General features: G+C 65.4%; 12 protein-coding genes. 4 read left to right on the top strand and 8 right to left on the bottom strand.

Going from position 1 to position 17,323, the window contains the following annotated elements:
* Window positions 1-56: 56 nt before the first annotated feature.
* From DVB37_RS25335 to DVB37_RS25325, 3 genes are all read right to left on the bottom strand, one after another.
* Entirely contained in the window at window positions 57-1,535 is a 1,479-nt protein-coding gene (locus DVB37_RS25335; protein WP_120157105.1) for an efflux transporter outer membrane subunit, read from the bottom strand.
* 72 nt (window positions 1,536-1,607) lie between these two features.
* Window positions 1,608-4,823, bottom strand: coding sequence for an efflux RND transporter permease subunit (locus DVB37_RS25330; protein ID WP_104141732.1), 3,216 nt, complete (start codon window positions 4,821-4,823; stop codon window positions 1,608-1,610).
* 26 nt (window positions 4,824-4,849) lie between these two features.
* Window positions 4,850-6,046 carry an efflux RND transporter periplasmic adaptor subunit gene (locus DVB37_RS25325; protein WP_046803312.1) on the bottom strand — a complete coding sequence of 399 codons (1,197 nt, stop codon included), beginning with the start codon at window positions 6,044-6,046 and terminating at the stop codon, window positions 4,850-4,852.
* A 392-nt stretch (window positions 6,047-6,438) separates the two neighbouring features.
* Between DVB37_RS25325 and DVB37_RS25320 the strand changes: the two genes are divergently transcribed.
* The 4 genes from DVB37_RS25320 (at window position 6,439) to DVB37_RS25305 (ending at window position 10,740) form a co-directional block, all read left to right on the top strand.
* Window positions 6,439-7,521, top strand: a complete 1,083-nt coding sequence (locus DVB37_RS25320) for a LysR family transcriptional regulator (RefSeq protein WP_120157104.1) — start codon at window positions 6,439-6,441, stop codon at window positions 7,519-7,521.
* A gap of 150 nt (window positions 7,522-7,671) precedes the next feature.
* Window positions 7,672-8,796 (top strand): AI-2E family transporter, encoded by a 1,125-nt coding sequence (locus DVB37_RS25315; RefSeq protein ID WP_046803314.1) that lies wholly within the window; start codon window positions 7,672-7,674, stop codon window positions 8,794-8,796.
* Between the two features lie 116 nt (window positions 8,797-8,912).
* Window positions 8,913-9,680, top strand: coding sequence for a phytanoyl-CoA dioxygenase family protein (locus tag DVB37_RS25310; protein ID WP_120157103.1), 768 nt, complete (start codon window positions 8,913-8,915; stop codon window positions 9,678-9,680).
* 229 nt (window positions 9,681-9,909) lie between these two features.
* Window positions 9,910-10,740 (top strand): IclR family transcriptional regulator, encoded by an 831-nt coding sequence (locus DVB37_RS25305; RefSeq protein WP_120157102.1) that lies wholly within the window; start codon window positions 9,910-9,912, stop codon window positions 10,738-10,740.
* 7 nt (window positions 10,741-10,747) lie between these two features.
* On the opposite strand, the gene dapA is transcribed toward DVB37_RS25305, so the two are convergent.
* The 5 genes from dapA to DVB37_RS25280 all read right to left on the bottom strand — a co-directional run bounded on the left by dapA (window position 10,748) and on the right by DVB37_RS25280 (window position 17,216).
* The gene (gene dapA / locus DVB37_RS25300) at window positions 10,748-11,653 is read right to left on the bottom strand and encodes a 4-hydroxy-tetrahydrodipicolinate synthase (RefSeq protein ID WP_082134360.1); all 906 of its coding nucleotides are present in this window, start codon (window positions 11,651-11,653) and stop codon (window positions 10,748-10,750) included.
* A 43-nt stretch (window positions 11,654-11,696) separates the two neighbouring features.
* A complete protein-coding gene (locus DVB37_RS25295; RefSeq protein ID WP_120157101.1) occupies window positions 11,697-13,472 on the bottom strand; it encodes an ABC transporter permease subunit in 1,776 nt (591 codons plus the stop codon).
* A 4-nt stretch (window positions 13,473-13,476) separates the two neighbouring features.
* The gene (locus tag DVB37_RS25290; protein WP_120157649.1) at window positions 13,477-14,556 is read right to left on the bottom strand and encodes an ABC transporter ATP-binding protein; all 1,080 of its coding nucleotides are present in this window, start codon (window positions 14,554-14,556) and stop codon (window positions 13,477-13,479) included.
* Window positions 14,557-14,617: 61 nt separating this feature from the next.
* Entirely contained in the window at window positions 14,618-15,700 is a 1,083-nt protein-coding gene (locus DVB37_RS25285) for an ABC transporter substrate-binding protein (protein ID WP_120157100.1), read from the bottom strand.
* Between the two features lie 79 nt (window positions 15,701-15,779).
* Window positions 15,780-17,216 carry an FAD-binding oxidoreductase gene (locus tag DVB37_RS25280; RefSeq protein ID WP_120157099.1) on the bottom strand — a complete coding sequence of 479 codons (1,437 nt, stop codon included), beginning with the start codon at window positions 17,214-17,216 and terminating at the stop codon, window positions 15,780-15,782.
* Window positions 17,217-17,323: the final 107 nt, after the last annotated feature.

Here is a 17,323-nt window from a genome sequence, read left to right as displayed (position 1 = left end):
GGCGGGCATCCCCGCCTTGTCGGCTTGCCGGCTTAGCGACCTAGCGCCTTAGCGCCTTAGCGCGATGCGACCGTGTCCGCCGGCACTGGGTTGTCCCAGCCGCCGCCGATGGCACGGATCAGTTCCACTGCCGACCGCGCCTGTTCACCGCTAAGTTGCACGGCAACGCGTTGTTGCAGCAGCACGCTGCGGTCGGCTTCGATCACGTCCAGATAGCTGATCGAGCCTTCGCGGTACTGCGTGTGCGACAGCTTGGCGGCGCGCGCCGAGGCGTCGACGGCGGCGTCTTGCGCCTTGGTCTGGTCGGCCAGGATGCGCAGGTTGGCCAGGTTGTCTTCAACCTCGCGGAAGGCGTTCAGCACCGTTTGGCGATACACGGCCACGTCTTCTTCGTAAACGGCGCGGGCGCGGTCCAGGCCGGCCTGGCGGCGGCCGCCGTCAAAGATCGGCATCGACAACGCGGCGCCCACCAGCGGACCCAACAGGAACGTGCGGCTGGACCACTGGAACAGGTTGCCCAGGTCGGACGATTCATAGCCAAAGGCACCGGTGATGTCCAGGCGCGGGAAGAACGCGGACTTGGCCGCGCCCACGCGGGCATTGGCGGCGGCCATGGCGCGTTCGGCGGCGGCGATGTCCGGGCGGCGTTCCAGCAGCGTGGACGGCAGGCCGGCGGGAATCGACAGCGCCACCTTCTGGATGGGCTGCGGCGGCATCGTGAAGTCGGACGGTGCGCGGCCCAGCAACACGGCCAGCGCATGTTCGGCGGCGGCGCGGCGGCGGTCGATGCCCAGCGCTTCCGATTGCGCGGATGCCAGCTCGGCCTTGGCGCGTGCCAGGTCCAGTTCGCTGATGTCGCCCGCGTCGTAGCGGCGCTGGATCAGTTGCAGCGTGTCGGTACGCAGCTTGACGGTCTGGCGATACAGCTGCGATTCGGCGTCCTGTTCGCGCACCAGGAAATACGTGGTGGCCACGTCAGCCTGCAAGGCCAGCAGCACCGAGCGGTACAGCGCCTCGCTTTGCTGCGCGTCGGCCGTGGCGGCGTCGGCGGTGGATGCCACGCGACCGAACAGGTCGGCCTCGTACGACACCGCGCCTTGCGCTCGCCACGTCGTCACGGGGCTGGTCGACGTGCCATCGGGCAAGCCTTGCGACACGGCGGACGGGCGCTGGCGGTTGGGGCCAAAGGCCGCGTCCAGCGTCGGGAAGAAGCCGGCGCGGGCTTCGCGTTGCAGCGCGCGCGACTGCGCCAGGCGCGCAGCGGCCGCTTGCAGGTTCTGGTTGGCCTGATGCGCTTCTTCCTGCAATTGATTCAGGCCGTCGTCGCCGAATACCTTCCACCAGGCGCCGCGCAACGCGTCTTCGGACGGTTCAGCGGGCTTCCAGGTGCCGGCCTCGGACGCGGGCAGGGCGGCTTCCTTGAACGCCGCCGGCGCGGCGGCGGACGGCTTTTCGTAGGTGGGGCCCACCGCGCAGCCGGCCAGCACAAGCAGGACGGCAAGCAGGGCGGAACCGCGGGTCAGTCTTTGGATCATGATGAATTCTCTTTGTCGCGCGCCCCGCCCGCTGGGGCAGGGCGCGCTGGCTTCTCTGTGGGTCTGCCTGCTTTATGCGTGAGTCTGCGGGGCGGGCGGCGCATGCGGGTCGATGTGCGGCGCGCACTCCGGCGCTTCATGCTGGGACGCCGAGTGCAGCGGCTTGCCACCCAGCGAACGCAGCAGCACGTAGAACACCGGCGTCAGGAACAGGCCGAACAGCGTCACGCCCAACATCCCGAAGAACACCGCCACGCCCATCGCATGACGCATTTCGGAACCGGCGCCCGACGACAGCACCAGCGGCACCACACCCATGATGAACGCGATGGACGTCATCAGGATCGGACGCAGACGCAGGCGGCTGGCTTCGATGGCGGCTTCCAGCGGCGTGCGGCCGCTCATTTCAAGCTCGCGGGCGAATTCCACGATCAGGATCGCGTTCTTCGCGGACAGCCCCACCAGCACCATCAAGCCGATCTGCGTGAAGATGTTGTTGTCGTTGCCCGTCAGGTACACGCCGGTCAGCGCAGCCAGGATGCTCATCGGCACGATCAGGATCACGGCCAGCGGCAGGGTCAGGCTTTCGTACAGCGCGGCCAGCACCAGGAACACCAGCAGCACACTGATCGGGAATACCCACAAGCCGGCATTGCCCGCCAGGATCTGCTGATACGTCAGGTCGGTCCATTCGAACTTCACGCCACGCGGCAGCGTTTCGGCGGCCACGCGTTCGGCGGCGGCTTGCGCCTGGTCCGACGAAAACCCCGGAGCCGGGCCGCCGTTGATGTCGGCGGCGGTGTAGCCGTTGTATCGCACCACCATTTCAGGGCCGAACGTCTGATTCACCGTCACCAGCGAAGACAGCGGGACCATGTCGCCCGCGGCGTTGCGGGTCTTCAGTTGCAGGATGTCGTCGGCATGCGCGCGGAACTGGGCGTCGGCTTGCGCCCGCACCTGGAACACGCGGCCGAAACGGTTGAAGTCGTTGACGTACATCGAACCCAGGTAGATCTGCATGGTGTCGAACACTTCCGTCACCGGCACACCCAGCTGCTTGGCCTTCACACGGTCCAGGTCCACGTCCAGCTGCGGCACGTTGATTTCGTAGCTGGAGAACGCAGGGCCCAGTTCAGGCGTTTGACGCGCCTTTTCCAGGAAGGCCTGCTTGGCCTTGTCCAGCTCGGCATAGCCGAGCGCCGCGCGGTCTTCCAGTTGCAGCTTGAATCCGCCCAGCGTGCCCAAACCCATCACGGGCGGGGGCGGGAACACGGCGATGAACGAATCCTGGATGGCGGCAAACTTCTGGTTCAGCGAGGCGGCAATGGCGTTGCCCGACAGCTCGGCACCCTTGCGTTCGTCAAACGGCTTGAGCGTGACGAACACGATGCCGGCGCTGGAACTGTTGGTAAAGCCGTTGATCGACAAGCCCGGGAACGCGATGGCCGATTGCACGCCGGGTTCCTTCAAGGCGATGTCGCTCATGCGGCGGATCACCGCTTCCGTGCGGTCCAGCGATGCGCCGTTGGGCAACTGCGTGAAGCCGATCAGGTACTGCTTGTCCTGCGCGGGCACGAAGCCGCCGGGCACCAGGTACGACACGCCGATCGTGGCCGCCACCAGCACGGCGTACACGCCCATCGCGCCGGCCTTGCGGCGGATCACGCTGGACACGCCCGTGCCATAGGACTCGGACGCGCGGCCGAACATGTTGTTGAACCAGTTGAAGAAGCGGCCGAAGACGCGGTTCATGCCACGGGTCAGCCAGTCCTGCTTGTCGTGATGGCTTTTGAGCAGCAGGGCCGACAGCGCGGGCGACAGGGTCAGCGAGTTAAAGGCCGAGATCACCGTCGAGATGGCAATCGTCATGGCGAACTGCTTGTAGAACTGGCCGGTCAGGCCCGTCATGAACGCCAGCGGCACGAACACGGCGCACAGCGTCAACGCGATGGCGATGATGGGGCCGCTGACTTCGCGCATGGCGCGGTAGGTGGCGTCGCGTGGACTCAAGCCCGCCGCGATGTTGCGTTCCACGTTTTCCACCACCACGATCGCATCGTCCACCACGATCCCGATGGCAAGCACCATCCCGAACAGCGACAAGGCGTTGATGGAATAGCCGAACACCAGCAGCAGCGCGAACGTACCCACGATGGAGACCGGCACGGCCAGCAGCGGGATGATCGATGCGCGCCACGTTTGCAGGAACAGGATCACCACCAGCACGACCAGCGCAATGGCTTCCAGCAGCGTGTGCACCACGGCTTCGATACTGGAACGCACGAACTGCGTGGGGTCGTATTCGATGCGGTATTCCACGCCCGGCGGGAAGTCTTGCGACAGCTCGGCCATGGCGGCGCGCACCTTGGACGACACGTCCAGCGCGTTCGCGCCCGGCGATTGCATGATGCCCATGCCCACCGCCTGCTTGTTGTCCAGCAGCGAACGCAGGCCGTATTCCTGCGCGTCCAGCTCCACGCGGGCGACGTCGGACAAGTGCGTCACGGCGCCGTCGGACGAGGTCTTCAGGATGATGTCGCGGAACTCTTCTTCGCTTTGCAGACGGCCACGCGCGTTCACGTTCAGCTGCAAGGGCACGTCGCCCTGCGTGGGCGATGCGCCGATCACGCCGGCGGCAACCTGCACGTTTTGTTCGCGAATGGCGGCAACGACTTCCGACGCCGTCATGCCCCGCTGCGCGACTTTCTGCGGGTCCAGCCACACGCGCATCGAGTAGTTGCCCGAGCCCCACACCGTGACTTCGCCCACGCCCGTGATGCGGGCCAGGCGGTCCTTGACGTTCAGGATGGCGTAGTTGCGCAGGTAGGTGATGTCGTAGCGGTCGTTAGGCGAAATCAGGTGCACCACCAGCGTCAGCGTCGGCGAGCTTTTCGCGGTGGTCACGCCCAGGCGCTGCACGTCCGGCGGCAGGCGCGGCAGCGCTTGCGACACACGGTTCTGCACCAGCTGCTGCGCCTTGTCCGGGTCCACGCCCAGCTTGAAGTTGACCGTCAGCGTCAGGTTGCCGTCGCTGTTGGCCTGCGACTGCATGTACAGCATGTCCTCGACGCCGTTGATGGATTCTTCCAGCGGCGACGCGACGGTCTCGGCGATGACCTTGGGGTTGGCGCCCGGATACTGCGCGCGCACCACCACCGACGGCGGCACGACTTCCGGGTATTCGGAAATGGGCAGCTGGAACATGGCCAACAGGCCGGCCAGCAACACCAGGATGGACAGCACACCGGCAAAGATCGGCCGGTCGATGAAGAACTTTGAGATATTCATGAGCGTTCTCTGTAGACGCGCGGGCCTTACTGGACCTGGGCCGCGGCGGTCTGCACCGGTGCGCGCTTGGCGGCAACCATGGGCACGACGGTGGGGGTCACGGCGTCGCCGGGACGGATGCGTTGCAGGCCGTTGACGACGATGCGTTCACCGGGCTTCAGGCCGGAATCCACGACGCGCAGGCCTTCCTGGTTGGCGCCCAGCTTGATCTGGCGGTAGACGGCGTGGTTCTTGTCGTCCAGCACCAGCACGTAGCGCTTGTCCTGGTCGGTGCCGATGGCTTTTTCGTCGATCAGCACGGCCGAACGCGGGTCGCTGCCGCCCAGGCGGACGCGGGCGTACAGGCCGGGCAACAGCGAGCCGTCGGCGTTGTCGAATTCGGCGCGCACGCGGATCGTGCCCGAGGTGGCGTCCAGACGGTTGTCCACCGACTGCACGACGCCGGTACGCGAATAGCCTTCTTCGTTCGCCAGGCCCAGTTCAACCGGCACCGAGCCGGCCTTGCCGTTGCGCGCCGGGTTCACGTACTTCAGGAACGTTTGTTCGTCCACATCGAACGATGCGTACATCTTCGATACCGACACCAGCGTGGTCAGCGGCACGGACGCGGCGCCGGCGGCCACCACGTTGCCCACGGTGACTTCGGCGCGCGACACGCGGCCAGCCACGGGGGCTTCGATGCGCGTGTAGCCCAGGTTCAGCTTGGCGTAGTCGAGCGCGGCCTGCGCGCCTTGCAGGTTGGCGGCGGCTTCGCGTGCGGCGTTCTGCTTTTCCTCGAAGTCGCGGCGTGCGATGGCGTTGTCGGCCAGCAGGCGCTGGCCACGCGCCAGTTCAGTGGCGGTGTACGACGCGCGGGCCTTGGCGGCGGTCAGGGCGGCGGCGGCGCGGTCAACCTCGGCCGCGTAGGGGCGCGGATCGATGGTGAACAGCACGTCGCCCTTCTTGACGATGCTGCCGTCCTGGAAGTGCACTTGCGTCAGGGTGCCGGAGACCAGCGGGCGGATGTCGACGCGGTCGATGGCTTCCAGGCGGCCGGAATAACGCTGCCAGTCCACGATGGTCTTGTTGACGACTTCGGCCACTTCGACCGGGGTCGCGGCGGGCGCGCCCTGGGCCACGGCGACGTTGCCTCCACCGGGGCCACGGGTCAGGGCATAACCGCCACCGGCCGCCAGCACGGCGGCAAATACAACGAGCACAGCAATACGTTTACGCGAAACCATGATGTTTCCTTGAAAGATTTAGGTGCGAAAGCGCGCTTGCTTGGAGCCCGGGGCGGGGGCGGCTGCGGCGGGTCTGGCCATGTCAGTCCTTAGCGTCCGTTGCGGCTAGGCGTATATGCTTATGCTGCAACGCAACATCCATCAGGGTTGCGGATCCAAGTCAGAGTGCCGGGGGGGCGGGCTCTGCGAGGACGGAAGCTGAGGATTGACATGCCCTGTGGGGTCGCCGGGAGGCAAGGGCACTTCAAGATGGTTCGCATTCTGAGTGTTTTGTGGGGCCGGATAAACACAGTTAATCCGGCAACACTGTTCGACACGGATGACTAATCGGCGTCGAAATCGGGTTATGCTCCGTTCACCCCGACTTATTTGCCCAAAAGGACACCGTCGCCATGGACCGTTTTCAGGCTATGCAGGTGTTTGTGCGCGTCGTGGACGCCAACAGCTTCACGCGGGCGGCCGACAGCCTCTCGCTACCGCGCACCACCGTCACCACCATCATCCAGAACCTCGAACGCCTCTTGGGCGTACGACTGCTGAACCGCACCACGCGCCGTATCGGTCTGACGCCGGACGGCGCGGGCTATTACCAGCACTGCGTGCGCATTCTGGCGGACGTCGAAGAAACCGAGGCCTGTTTCCAGGAGGCAGCGCTGCGCCTGAAGGGCCGGCTGCGCATTGACGTGCCAACCTGCATCGGCCGCCTGATCCTGATCCCCTCATTGTGTGATTTCCACGACAAATACCCCGACGTCGAGCTGGTGCTTGGCCTGGGCGACCGGCCTGTGGATATGGTGCAAGAGGCCGTCGACTGCGTGATTCGCGCAGGCGAACTGGAAGATTCCAGCCTGGTCGCGCGCCGCATCGGCACCTTGCAGACCGTCACCTGCGCCTCGCCTACCTACGTGGCGCGCCACGGCATGCCGCAAACCATCGAGTCGCTGCGCGATCACCACGCGGTGCATTACTTCATGAGCCGCACGGGCCGTAACTGCGCCTGGGACTTCAAGGTGGACGGCAAGCACCAGGAAGTGGACATGAAGGGCACGGTAGCGGTGAACGAAGCCGGCGCCTATCTGGATTGCGGGCTGAAGGGTTTCGGCCTGATCCAGGTGGCCCGCTACATGGCCCTGCCGCACCTGCAATCGGGCGAGCTGATCGAAATTCTGCCGCAGTGGAAGCCCAGCTCGACGCCGATTTCCGTGCTGTATCCGCAAAGCCGCCAGTTGTCGCCGAAGGTACGCGCGTTTACGGATTGGGTGGCTGAATTGTTCGCCGGATGCCCACTATTGAGCGGCCGCGACGAAACCGATCCGGCAGCCGCCAGCTGCGGCGTGTATCAGCGTCAGCTGGGCATGCCCAGCGCCATGACGATGGGGGCGCCCGCCGCCCAGCCGCTGGCTGAACCGGTGTTGGCCCAGACGCCGCCGCGTCGCCGCAGCCCACGCGAAGAGGCCGCCGAGTACGCGCTGTAAGCGTGCGGCGTGGCACGCCCGGTGCGGGCCACGCCGAAAAACCACGGGAATCCCCGTAGTAAATACAGGGCTTGCGTCCCTCGTATATCTTGAAACGTCTGTATAGTCCGACAGTCAAAGCCTACAACGCCCTTACTGTCGATCCGCGCTATGCAGCCTGTTCTACCCGCTTATTTGATGGCCCGTTGGCTGCTTTTGCTCGTGCTGTTGGCCGGGGTGTACTTCCTTAGCGGCTTTCTCGTTCCTGCTCTTGCGGCCCTGATTATTGGCCTGGCCAGCTGGCCCTTGTACCAGCGCCTGGTGGTGCGCTGCGGCGGCCGCACGGCCGTGGCCGCGTCGCTGGCGCTGCTCATGGTCATCGTGGTGCTGATCGTGCCGATGTCGTTGGCCTTGTCCTACGCCATCAAGGAAGCCAGCACCTTTTTCGCCTGGGCCATTGCCGCCAACCGCCACGGCGTGGCCGTGCCGAACTGGATTACGTCGATGCCCGTGCTGGGCGAGCGCCTGGGCCAGTATTGGGAATCGTATATTGGCCAGCCCCACGCGCTGGGCGCGCTGGTTGAAGCCGTCAGCGGCGAACACCTGGGCAACATCTACCGCATGGTGCTGGCCGCGACGGGCAACGTGTTCCAGCTGCTTTTGACCGTGCTGTTCATGCTGATCACGCTGTTCTTCGTCTACAAGGACGGCATCCGGATGGTGGCGCAGCTGGACGTGCTGGGCGAACGCATTCTGCCTGCGCGCTGGCAGCGGTTTTCCCGCGTGGTGCCTGCCACTATCAATTCCACCGTTACCGGCATGGGCCTGATCGCGCTGGGCGAAGGCCTGGTGCTGGGCATCGCCTATTGGGTAGCGGGCGTGCCGTCGCCCGTGTTGCTGGGCGTGGTGACCGGTTTCATGGCCTTGATCCCCGGCGGCGCGCCGCTGTCGTTCACGCTGGTGTCCTTGTACCTGGTCGGTTCCGGCCACGTGGTGGCGGGCATTGCGCTGATGGTTTGGGGCAGCGTTGAATTGTTCATCGTGGACAAGACCTTGCGCCCGCGCCTGGTGGGCGGCCCGGTCAAGCTGCCGTTCCTGCCGACGTTCTTCGGCCTGGTGGGCGGCGTCAAGACGATGGGCATCGTGGGCCTGTTCGTCGGGCCGGTGCTAATGGCCTTGCTGGTGGCCGTGTGGCGTGAATGGGTGCACCACGAAGTCCAGGAACGCGACGCTGAACGGGCTCGCCCGCCGCTGCCGCCGGCGACGCCGCGCGTTGAAAAAACACCTACTGCCTGACGCGCGGCCCGCCCGCTTTGGTAATCTAGCCATCCCCGCGTTTACCGGCGCCTGACCGGTACGCGCCTGCCCCGCACGCAGACGCTTCGCAACCGCCGCGGGGTGTGAGGATTGAGATGTCCGGGTTCCTGCACGATGATCAAATTGCCGTCCTGCGCCAGCAGGGTTTTGTGGTGGCCCGCCAGTTTGCGGACCCGGACCGGGTAGCCGCTTTGCGCGCCCTGGCCGAGCGCCATTTGCAAGACCACGTAGCGCCCATCGAATACGAAGCCGACCTGCGCTATCCCGGCGCGCCGGCATCCCGCGAGGCGCAAGGCGGCTTGACGGTGCGCCGCCTGTTGAACGCCTATGCGCGCGACCCGCTGTTTGCGCAGTGGGCCACCGACCCGGCCATCGGCCAATGGCTGGCGCGCTATTTCGGCGAACCGGCTGTGCTGTCCACCGTGCATCACAACTGCGTGATGACCAAGCACCCGGCCTACGGCAGCCTGACCGGTTGGCATCAGGACATTCGCTACTGGTCTTTTTCCGATACTGATTTGGTGTCCTGTTGGCTGGCGCTGGTGCCCGAAAGTTCGGGCAATGGTGGGCTGTCATTCATCCCGGGTTCGCACTCGGCGTCTTTCGCGCCTGAACAATTCGATGAGCAGAAGTTCTTCCGCGAAAACGTGCCCCAAAACGCCGACTGGATCGCGCGGGCGGTCAGCCCCACGCTAGAGGCGGGCGACGTGGTGTTCTTCCATTGCCGCACGCTGCACGCCGCGCCAGGCAATCGCAGCGACCGCGTGAAGCTGTCTTTGGTGCACACCTATCACCCGGCGTCCTGCCACCCCATCGCGGGCACGCGTTCCGCGTCGCAGCCGGACGTGCCGCTGGCAGGGTAAGCGGTAAGTCGGTGGACGTTGGGGCGGTGATAATCAATCGATATCTGCAATAAATAATTGAATTACAATTATTTCAACCGCAGTACGCAGTACGCAGTAAGCAATACGCATAACCCAAACGCAGAACGCAAACGCAGAACGTCTGGATGAATACGCGATGCCGGGCCGGCAACACCCGCATCGCGTTCCTCTTGCGTGACCATCCCCGGAACTGAACAGGCTGTTTCCCGTGCCCAAAACAAAGATCGACAACGACACGCAAGAATCGCAGGCGCCCGGCGCAACCCGGTCATCGCTGTTTGTGGGGTCCACCGAAAAGGCCTTCCAGGTGCTGCACGCGTTCGACGGGTCGCGCCGCCACATGACGCTGGCCGACATCGCCCGCGCGTCCGGCCTGGACCGCAGCGCCACGCAGCGCCTGGTCTACACGCTGGAAACGCTGGGCTACCTGCGCCGCATTCCCGACACGCGCAACTACGGGCTGACGCCCAAGGTGCTGCAATTTTCGTACAACTATGTGCGCGCCAACGAGCTGATCGACAAGGCCTCGCCCTATCTGCTGGACATCAGCCGCACGCTGGGCGAGACCACCAACCTGCAAGAACTGGACGGCCACGAAATTGTGTTCGTCGCGCGCTTTCCGGGCCATCACCTGGTCAACGTGGACATTGCCGTCGGCAGCCGTCTGCCCGCGTTCTTCACGGCGTCCGGCACCGCGATCCTGTCGCGTCTGACGGACGAGCATCGCCGTGAAATCCTGGCGCGCACGCGGCTGGACCCCATCACGCCCTACACCGAAGTGGACCCTGACAAGCTGATGGAACGCGTGCAGCGCGTGGCCGAAAAGGGCTACGCGATCATCGTCAACGAGACGGTGCTGGGCGATATCTCGGTGGCCGCGCCGGTAACCGACCATCGCGGCCTGGCCGTGGCCGCCATCAATATTTCGGTGCCCACGACGCGCTGGACGGTCGCCCGCGTTGAAGCCGAACTGGCGCCCCATGTGCAGGTGGCGGCCACGTCGATTTCAAAGTCCAAATTCGCGGGCTATTCCAGATAGGCCCGGCTTACTTCACCCCTTCGAATTCCGCCAGCAACGGCTTGAGCGTTTCACGCAGGGCCGACTGCAACGCATCGGCCGGGGCCACCAGCGGGTCCAGCACATCGGGCGCGTTCACGCCGATCAGGTCCATGACGGACTTCATCGGGCCCGGGTTGGTCTCGGCAAACGCCAGGTCCATCAACGGAATCAGGCGGCGATGCAGTTCCATCGATTCCCGCGTACGGCCTTCCGACGCCAGCTGGTAGACCTGGCGCCAGGCCGACGGCAGCAAGCTAGCCGTGACCACGATGCCGCCGCGCGCGCCGGCGGCCAGATGCACCGGCAGCAGCGTGTCTTCGCCGCTGAACACCGCAAACGATTCGTCCACGCCCGCCACCGTGCGCAGGAAGTGGTACATGTCCGTGTTGCAGGCCTTCATGCCGATGATGTTCTGGTGGCGCGACAGTTCATGCAGCACCTCGGGCGCAATCGCGATGCGGGTGCGGTACGGAATCTCGTAGATCATCACGGGCAGCGGCGACGCATCCGCATAGCGCAGGAAGTAGTCGCGGATGCCGGCCTGCGTGGGCGTCGTGTAGTAGGGCGTCAGCACCATCAGCGCATCGGCGCCGGCCTCGGCGAATTCGCGGCCCGCTTGCAGCGCGTCGTGATAGCCGGGGTCCAGCACGCCGGGAATCACCGGCACGCGGCCGGCTACGGCCTCGACCGTCAACTGGCACATGCGGATGCGCTCGGCGCGGGGCAGCGCGCCGTATTCGCCCGTGCCGCCCAACGGGACGATGCCGTCGATGCCCTGCTGCATCAGGTAGGCAACCAGCGCCTTGGCAGCGGGGACGTTGATGGTGTCGTCGGCGTTGACCGGCGTGGGGATGGCGGGAAAAACTCCGCGCAGTTGGGTTGCGTTCAGCATGTTGTGTATCCAGGAAAATAAATCTGAATCAGAGGCGTCGGATTCAATTGGCCAGGCTGCGGCGGCGCAGCCGGTCGGCCAGCCAGATCAGCGCGGCAATGAAAATGAACAGGCAGGTAGAGACGGCGGCAATCACCGGGGAAATCTGTAGCGTGACCTCGTCCCAGAACTGCTTAGGCAGCGTGGCGTTCAGGCCACCGGAGGCGAACAGCGCAATCGTGAGTTCGTCGAACGATGTGGCGAAGGCAAACAGGAATGACGACATCAGACCCGCGCCCAGAATCGGAAACGTCACGAAGCGCAGCGTGGCCCACGGCCCGGCGCCCAGGCTTTGCGCCGCCAGGTCCAGCCGCGTGTCGTAGTTGCGCAGCACGGCCATCATGGTGATCACCACGTAGGGCACGGCCACCACGGTATGCGCCAGGATGAGGCCGACGGTGGATCCCACCAGCCCCACGCGCGCAAAGAAATAGAACATGCCCACCGCGATGATCATGCGCGGCACCACGATGGGCGACAGCACGAAGGCCAGCATCGCCGACTTGCCTCGCATGTTCGCGCGCACCAGCAGGAAGGCGGCGGGCGTGCCAATCAGCATCGCCAGCAAACCCGTGCCCACGCCCACGATCAACGACCGGGTGATGGCCTGCATCCACACGGGCGACGTGAACATCTGCTCGTACCATTGCAGCGAAAAGCCCTTGGGCGGCCACGTCAGGCCCGAACCGGAATCGAACGACAGCGGAATCATCAGGAAGGCCGGCGCACTAAGAAACGCCAGCACGCCCAGCACGATCCACCACAGCGTGCGTGACTGACCCGTGCCCGACACCGACCGCCGCACCCGCTTGGGCAACAGCGCGAACAGGGCATCCGACACGTTCGCCAGCACCGTCAACACCGCATCGCCCGCGCGGCGCGACAGGCTTTCCTTGCCCGATGCCCGCACGCGCGTGGATGCGCCGCCCGTCATGGTGGACAGGCCCAGCACCTTGTCATAGATGGCGAACACCACCAGCACCACCACCAGCAGCAACACCGACACCGCGCCGGCGAACTCCCAGTTCATGGTCTGCTGCACCTGGTCAATGATGATCTGCGTGATCATCGTTTCCTTGCGTCCGCCCAGCAGCGCGGGCGTGATGAAAAAGCCGATGGCGGTGACGAACACCATGATGGCCGCGGCCGCCACGCCGGGCATCGACAGCGGGAAATAGATCTTCCAGAATGCCGTGCCGGGGCGCGCGCCCAGGGTGGAGGCGGCGCGCGGCAGGTTGCGGTCGATGTTCTCCATTACCGACAGCATCGTCAGCACCGCCAGCGGCATCAGCGCATGCACCATGCCCACCAGCACGCTGCCGAAGTTGTAGAGCAGGTTGGCCGGCGCATCCAGGATGCCCAGCGCTTGCAGCAGCTGGTTGACCACGCCGTTGCGGCCCAGCAGCACCACCCAGGCAAAGGTGCGCACCAGGAAGCTGGTCCAGAACGACAGCAGCACCCAGAACAGCAGCGACGTCTTGCGCTTGGCGGACAGGCTGGAAATCAGATAGGCGACCGGGTAGCCCGCGACGACGGAGAAGAACGTGGTCCACAACGAAATCTTCAACGTGATCAGCAGCACGTTCACATACACCGACGACTCGAACAGCCGGTGATATTGCGCCAGCGTGAAGCCCTTGTCGTCGACAACGCTTAACAACAGCAGCTGGCCCACCGGATAGATCAGCAGCACCAGCAGCAGCACGACCAGCGGGGCGGCCATCAGGAAATGGCGGCGGCCGGGGCTCATGCGCTTGCGGGGAGTAGCAAGGGATGTCATGCGTTTACTCCGCAATGGCCACCGCGTCGGCGGCTTGCCAGCTGACGGTCAGGGGCTGGCCGATGGCGTATTGCTCGGCCTGGCGCTGCGTGGGGTAAGCCACGACGATGGGGGCGGCGTCGGCCACGCCCAGGTCCAGGTACAGCTTGGTCAGGCTGCCCGTCACCATCACGTCCAGCAGCTTGCCGGTCAGGCCGCTGCCCGACGTGGCCACGCGCAGGTTTTGCGGGCGCAACATCGCGGTGACTTTCTGGCCGGGCTTGATCGGGGCGCCGTTGGACAGCGCCTGGCCGGTAACGCCCTGATGCGCCAGCGTCACGCTCAATACGTCGCCGTCCACCGCCGTGACTTCACCTTGCAGCAGGTTCGATTCGCCCAGGAAGTCGGCCACGAAAAGCGTGCGGGGGCGGAAGTAAAGATCTGCCGGCGTGCCCAGCTGCTCGATCGCGCCGCCGTTCATCAGGCAGATGCGGTCGGACATCGTCATGGCTTCTTCCTGGTCGTGCGTGACGTACACGATGGTGGTGCCCAATTCGCGGTGGATGCGCTTGATCTCCAGCTGCATCTGGTCGCGCAGCTTCTTGTCCAGCGCGCCCAGCGGTTCGTCCATCAGGATGATGGCGGGTCGATAGACCATGCAGCGCGCCAGCGCGATGCGCTGCTGCTGGCCGCCGGACAGTTCGCGCGGCAGGCGCGTGGCTACGTGCGGCAGGCGCACCATGTCCAGCGCTTCGTGCGCGCGGCGGCGCGCTTCGGCCGCCGGCACCTTGCGCATCTTCAAGGGAAACGCAATGTTCTCTTCGATGCTCATGTGCGGAAACAGCGCGTAGTTCTGGAACACCATGCCGATGTCGCGCTCGTAGGGCGCGCCGTACGTGACGTCGGCGCCGTCGATCAGCACGCGGCCCTCGTCGGGCTGCGCCAGGCCGGCGATCAGGCTCAACAAGGTGGTCTTGCCGGACCCGGAGGGGCCAAGCAGGGTCAGGAATTCGCCGCGAGCGGCGTCCAGGTGCGTGGGCGCCAACGCGACGAAATCGCCATAGCGTTTGCCCAGGCCCGAGATTTGCAGATTGGAAGAAGACATGGTGTTCAGCACATTAGATTTCGCGCGGCGCGCGCCACGGTGGTGGCGCGCGGCCGATGGCTTATTTCAGGACCCAGCCGTTGAAGCGTTCAAGCACGTCGCGCTGCTTGTCCAGCCAGTACGCGGCGTTGATGTGCAGGCCGGTCTTGATGTTGTCGGGGTGGGTCGGGCAGTTGCGCGCCACGTCGGCCTTGATGTGGTCAAAGGCGGCGGGCTGCGTGACGCCGGCGGCAAAGTACTCGACCAGCGCTGCCTGGCGCTTGGGGTCGGACGCAAACTTGATGAACTCGCGGCAGGCGTCGGCGTTGGGCGTGCCTTTCAGGATGGACCAGTTGTCGCAACCCCAGATGTTCTGGTCCCACACGATCTGCACCGGCGCGCCGTTGGCGATGGCCGATTGCGCGCGCGACACCCACGTGGCGATCATGTCGACTTCGCCCGAGCCCAGCATCTGTTCCACCTGCGCGCCCGTGTTCCACCACACGTCCACCGACGGCTTGACCTTGTCCAGGCTGGCCAGCGCGCGGTCGATGTCGCAGGGGTAAACCTTGTCGGTGGGCACACCGTCGGCCATCAGCGCTTCTTCGATGGTGTCGAACGGATGCTTGCGCAGGCCACGGCGGCCGGGGATGTCTTTGACGTTCCAGAAGTCGGCCCACGACGCGGGCGCGCGGCGGCCCTTGAAGGCGTCGGTACGGTACGCCAGCACGGTGGTGTAGACGTTGTTGCCCACGCCGTAGGGCGACATGTATTGCGGCGGGATGGTGGCCACGACCGGGTCGGATTCCAGACCGTGCTTTTCCAGATAGACCTTGCCGCCTTCGGTCAGCATCAGGATGGCGGGTTGGCTGATCTTGGCCATGTCCCAGGTGTAGTTGCCGGTGTCGACCATGCTGCGGATCTGCGCGGTGGGTTCGGCGTTGGCCTGCACGCCCACCACCTGGATGCCGGTCGCTTCCGAGAACGGCTTGTAGAACACGGCGCCATAGGCCTTGCTGTAGATGCCGCCGTCATCGCGCACGACGATGCGCTTGGAGGCGGCGCGCGACGGCGTCCAGATCATGGGCATGGCCAGCGCGGCGGCGCCGGCGGCCACGGTTTTCAGCGCGGCGCGGCGCGAAGCGTTGTGGGGGATCGATTTCATGGAAGACTCCTGCGGGTCGGGTCAGGGACTGCGGATCAAGGGTGGGGATTCAAAAGACGGGGGGTCGAAGGCGGGCGGTTCAATCCATGCGGGGCAGCAAGCGGCCGGGGTTGAACAGGTTGGCGGGGTCGAAGGTGGCCTTCAGCGCGTGCATCATCGCCAGTTCAACGGGGGATTTGTAGTGCGCCATTTCGGCCAGCGACGTGCGGCCCACGCCGTGTTCGGCGCTGAAGGTGCCACCCAGCGCATCGGCCACATCGTTGACCGCGCGGCGGATATCGGCGGCCATCGCGTCGCGGTCGGGCAGGGCGTTCCAGGCGTCGAAGGTGAAGAAGGGTATGAAGTGCACGTTGCCGTCGCCCAGGTGGGCCACGATCAGCACCGGCAGGCCGGGCACCAGGCGGCGCACGGCGGCGGTGGCTTCGTCGATGAAGCGCGGCACGCTGGACACGGGTACGGCGCTGTCCGTGGTCAGGCCCACGCCGGCCTTCTTATTGCCTTCGGACACGCTGTGGCGCACTTCCCAAAGCGCGGCGCGCTGGCTGTCGTTGCTGGCCAGCACGGCGTCGTGCAGCAGGCCCTGTTCGGACGCGTGTTCCAGCGTCTGCTGCAACAGCGCTTGCAGTTCGTCGCCGCTGCCCGTGTCGGACAGTTCCACCAGCACATGCCACGGGTGCGCGTCGCCCAGCGGGTTCTTGCGGCCCGGCACATGCGCCATCACGATGTCCAGCTGATTGCTGTCGATCATTTCAAAGGCCGACAGGCGCGAACCGCAGGCGCGCTGGAACATGCCCAGGATTTCCAGCGCGGCTTGCGGGCTGTCTGGCGCCAGCCAGGCCACGGCGTGGCGGGTGGGCAGCGGATGCAGCTTGAGCACGGCGGCGGTGACGATGCCCAAAGTGCCTTCGGCGCCGATGAACAGGTGCTTTAGATCAAAGCCGGTATTGTTCTTGCGTAGCGCGGTCAGGCCGTTCCAGATGGCGCCGTCGGGCAGCACCACTTCCAGGCCCAGGATGTTGTCCCGCGTGTTGCCGTAGCGCAGTACGCCCGTGCCGCCCGCGTTGGTGGCGATGGTGCCGCCGATCTGGCAAGAGCCTTCCGCGCCCAGGCTGATGGGGTACAAGCGGCCCTCGGCGGCCGCTGCATCCTGCACCGTGGCCAGCACGCAGCCGGCTTCTACTTCCATGGAATTGTTGGCGGCATCCACCCGGCGCACCCGGCGCATGCGCGCCAGGTTCACGATGACGGGCGGCGTACCGCTGGCATCCGGCACCGCGCCGCCGCACAGGCTGGTGTTGCCGCCCTGCGGCAGCACGGGCGTGGCATGGGCGTTGCATAGCCGCACAATGTCGGCCACCTGCTGCGTATTGCCGGGCAGGGCGACGCACAGTGCGGGGCCCTTGTACCGGCCGCGCCAGTCTTCGGTATAGCCGGCCATGTCGGTGTCGGAATGAAGGATGGCGTCCGCGCCCAAGGCCTGGGTCAACGCGTCTAGCAGGGTGATGCCGTTGGTCATGTCTGTGGTCCCGAATGAAGCTCGGGGATCACACGAACCCGAGCGCATTGAGGCACAGCATACGATCACTTAAATCGCTTTTCGATTTGATTAATCGTATATCAATC

The sequence above is a fragment of the Achromobacter sp. B7 genome (assembly GCF_003600685.1).
In the GTDB taxonomy this organism is placed as follows: domain Bacteria; phylum Pseudomonadota; class Gammaproteobacteria; order Burkholderiales; family Burkholderiaceae_B; genus Achromobacter; species Achromobacter spanius_B.
This window is presented reverse-complemented; position numbering and strand designations above follow the sequence as displayed.

Bases quoted from the DNA above. Each gene is read 5' to 3' on its own strand.
- dapA (WP_082134360.1), bottom strand. From the start codon at position 11,653: ATGCTGAACGCAACCCAACTGCGCGGAGTTTTTCCCGCCATCCCCACG.
- DVB37_RS25325 (WP_046803312.1), bottom strand. From the start codon at position 6,046: ATGGTTTCGCGTAAACGTATTGCTGTGCTCGTTGTATTTGCCGCCGTG.
- DVB37_RS25315 (WP_046803314.1), top strand. From the start codon at position 7,672: ATGCAGCCTGTTCTACCCGCTTATTTGATGGCCCGTTGGCTGCTTTTG.
- DVB37_RS25320 (WP_120157104.1), top strand. From the start codon at position 6,439: ATGGACCGTTTTCAGGCTATGCAGGTGTTTGTGCGCGTCGTGGACGCC.
- DVB37_RS25335 (WP_120157105.1), bottom strand. From the start codon at position 1,535: ATGATCCAAAGACTGACCCGCGGTTCCGCCCTGCTTGCCGTCCTGCTT.
- DVB37_RS25295 (WP_120157101.1), bottom strand. From the start codon at position 13,472: ATGACATCCCTTGCTACTCCCCGCAAGCGCATGAGCCCCGGCCGCCGC.
- DVB37_RS25290 (WP_120157649.1), bottom strand. From the start codon at position 14,556: ATGTCTTCTTCCAATCTGCAAATCTCGGGCCTGGGCAAACGCTATGGC.
- DVB37_RS25310 (WP_120157103.1), top strand. From the start codon at position 8,913: ATGTCCGGGTTCCTGCACGATGATCAAATTGCCGTCCTGCGCCAGCAG.
- DVB37_RS25285 (WP_120157100.1), bottom strand. From the start codon at position 15,700: ATGAAATCGATCCCCCACAACGCTTCGCGCCGCGCCGCGCTGAAAACC.
- DVB37_RS25330 (WP_104141732.1), bottom strand. From the start codon at position 4,823: ATGAATATCTCAAAGTTCTTCATCGACCGGCCGATCTTTGCCGGTGTG.
- DVB37_RS25280 (WP_120157099.1), bottom strand. From the start codon at position 17,216: ATGACCAACGGCATCACCCTGCTAGACGCGTTGACCCAGGCCTTGGGC.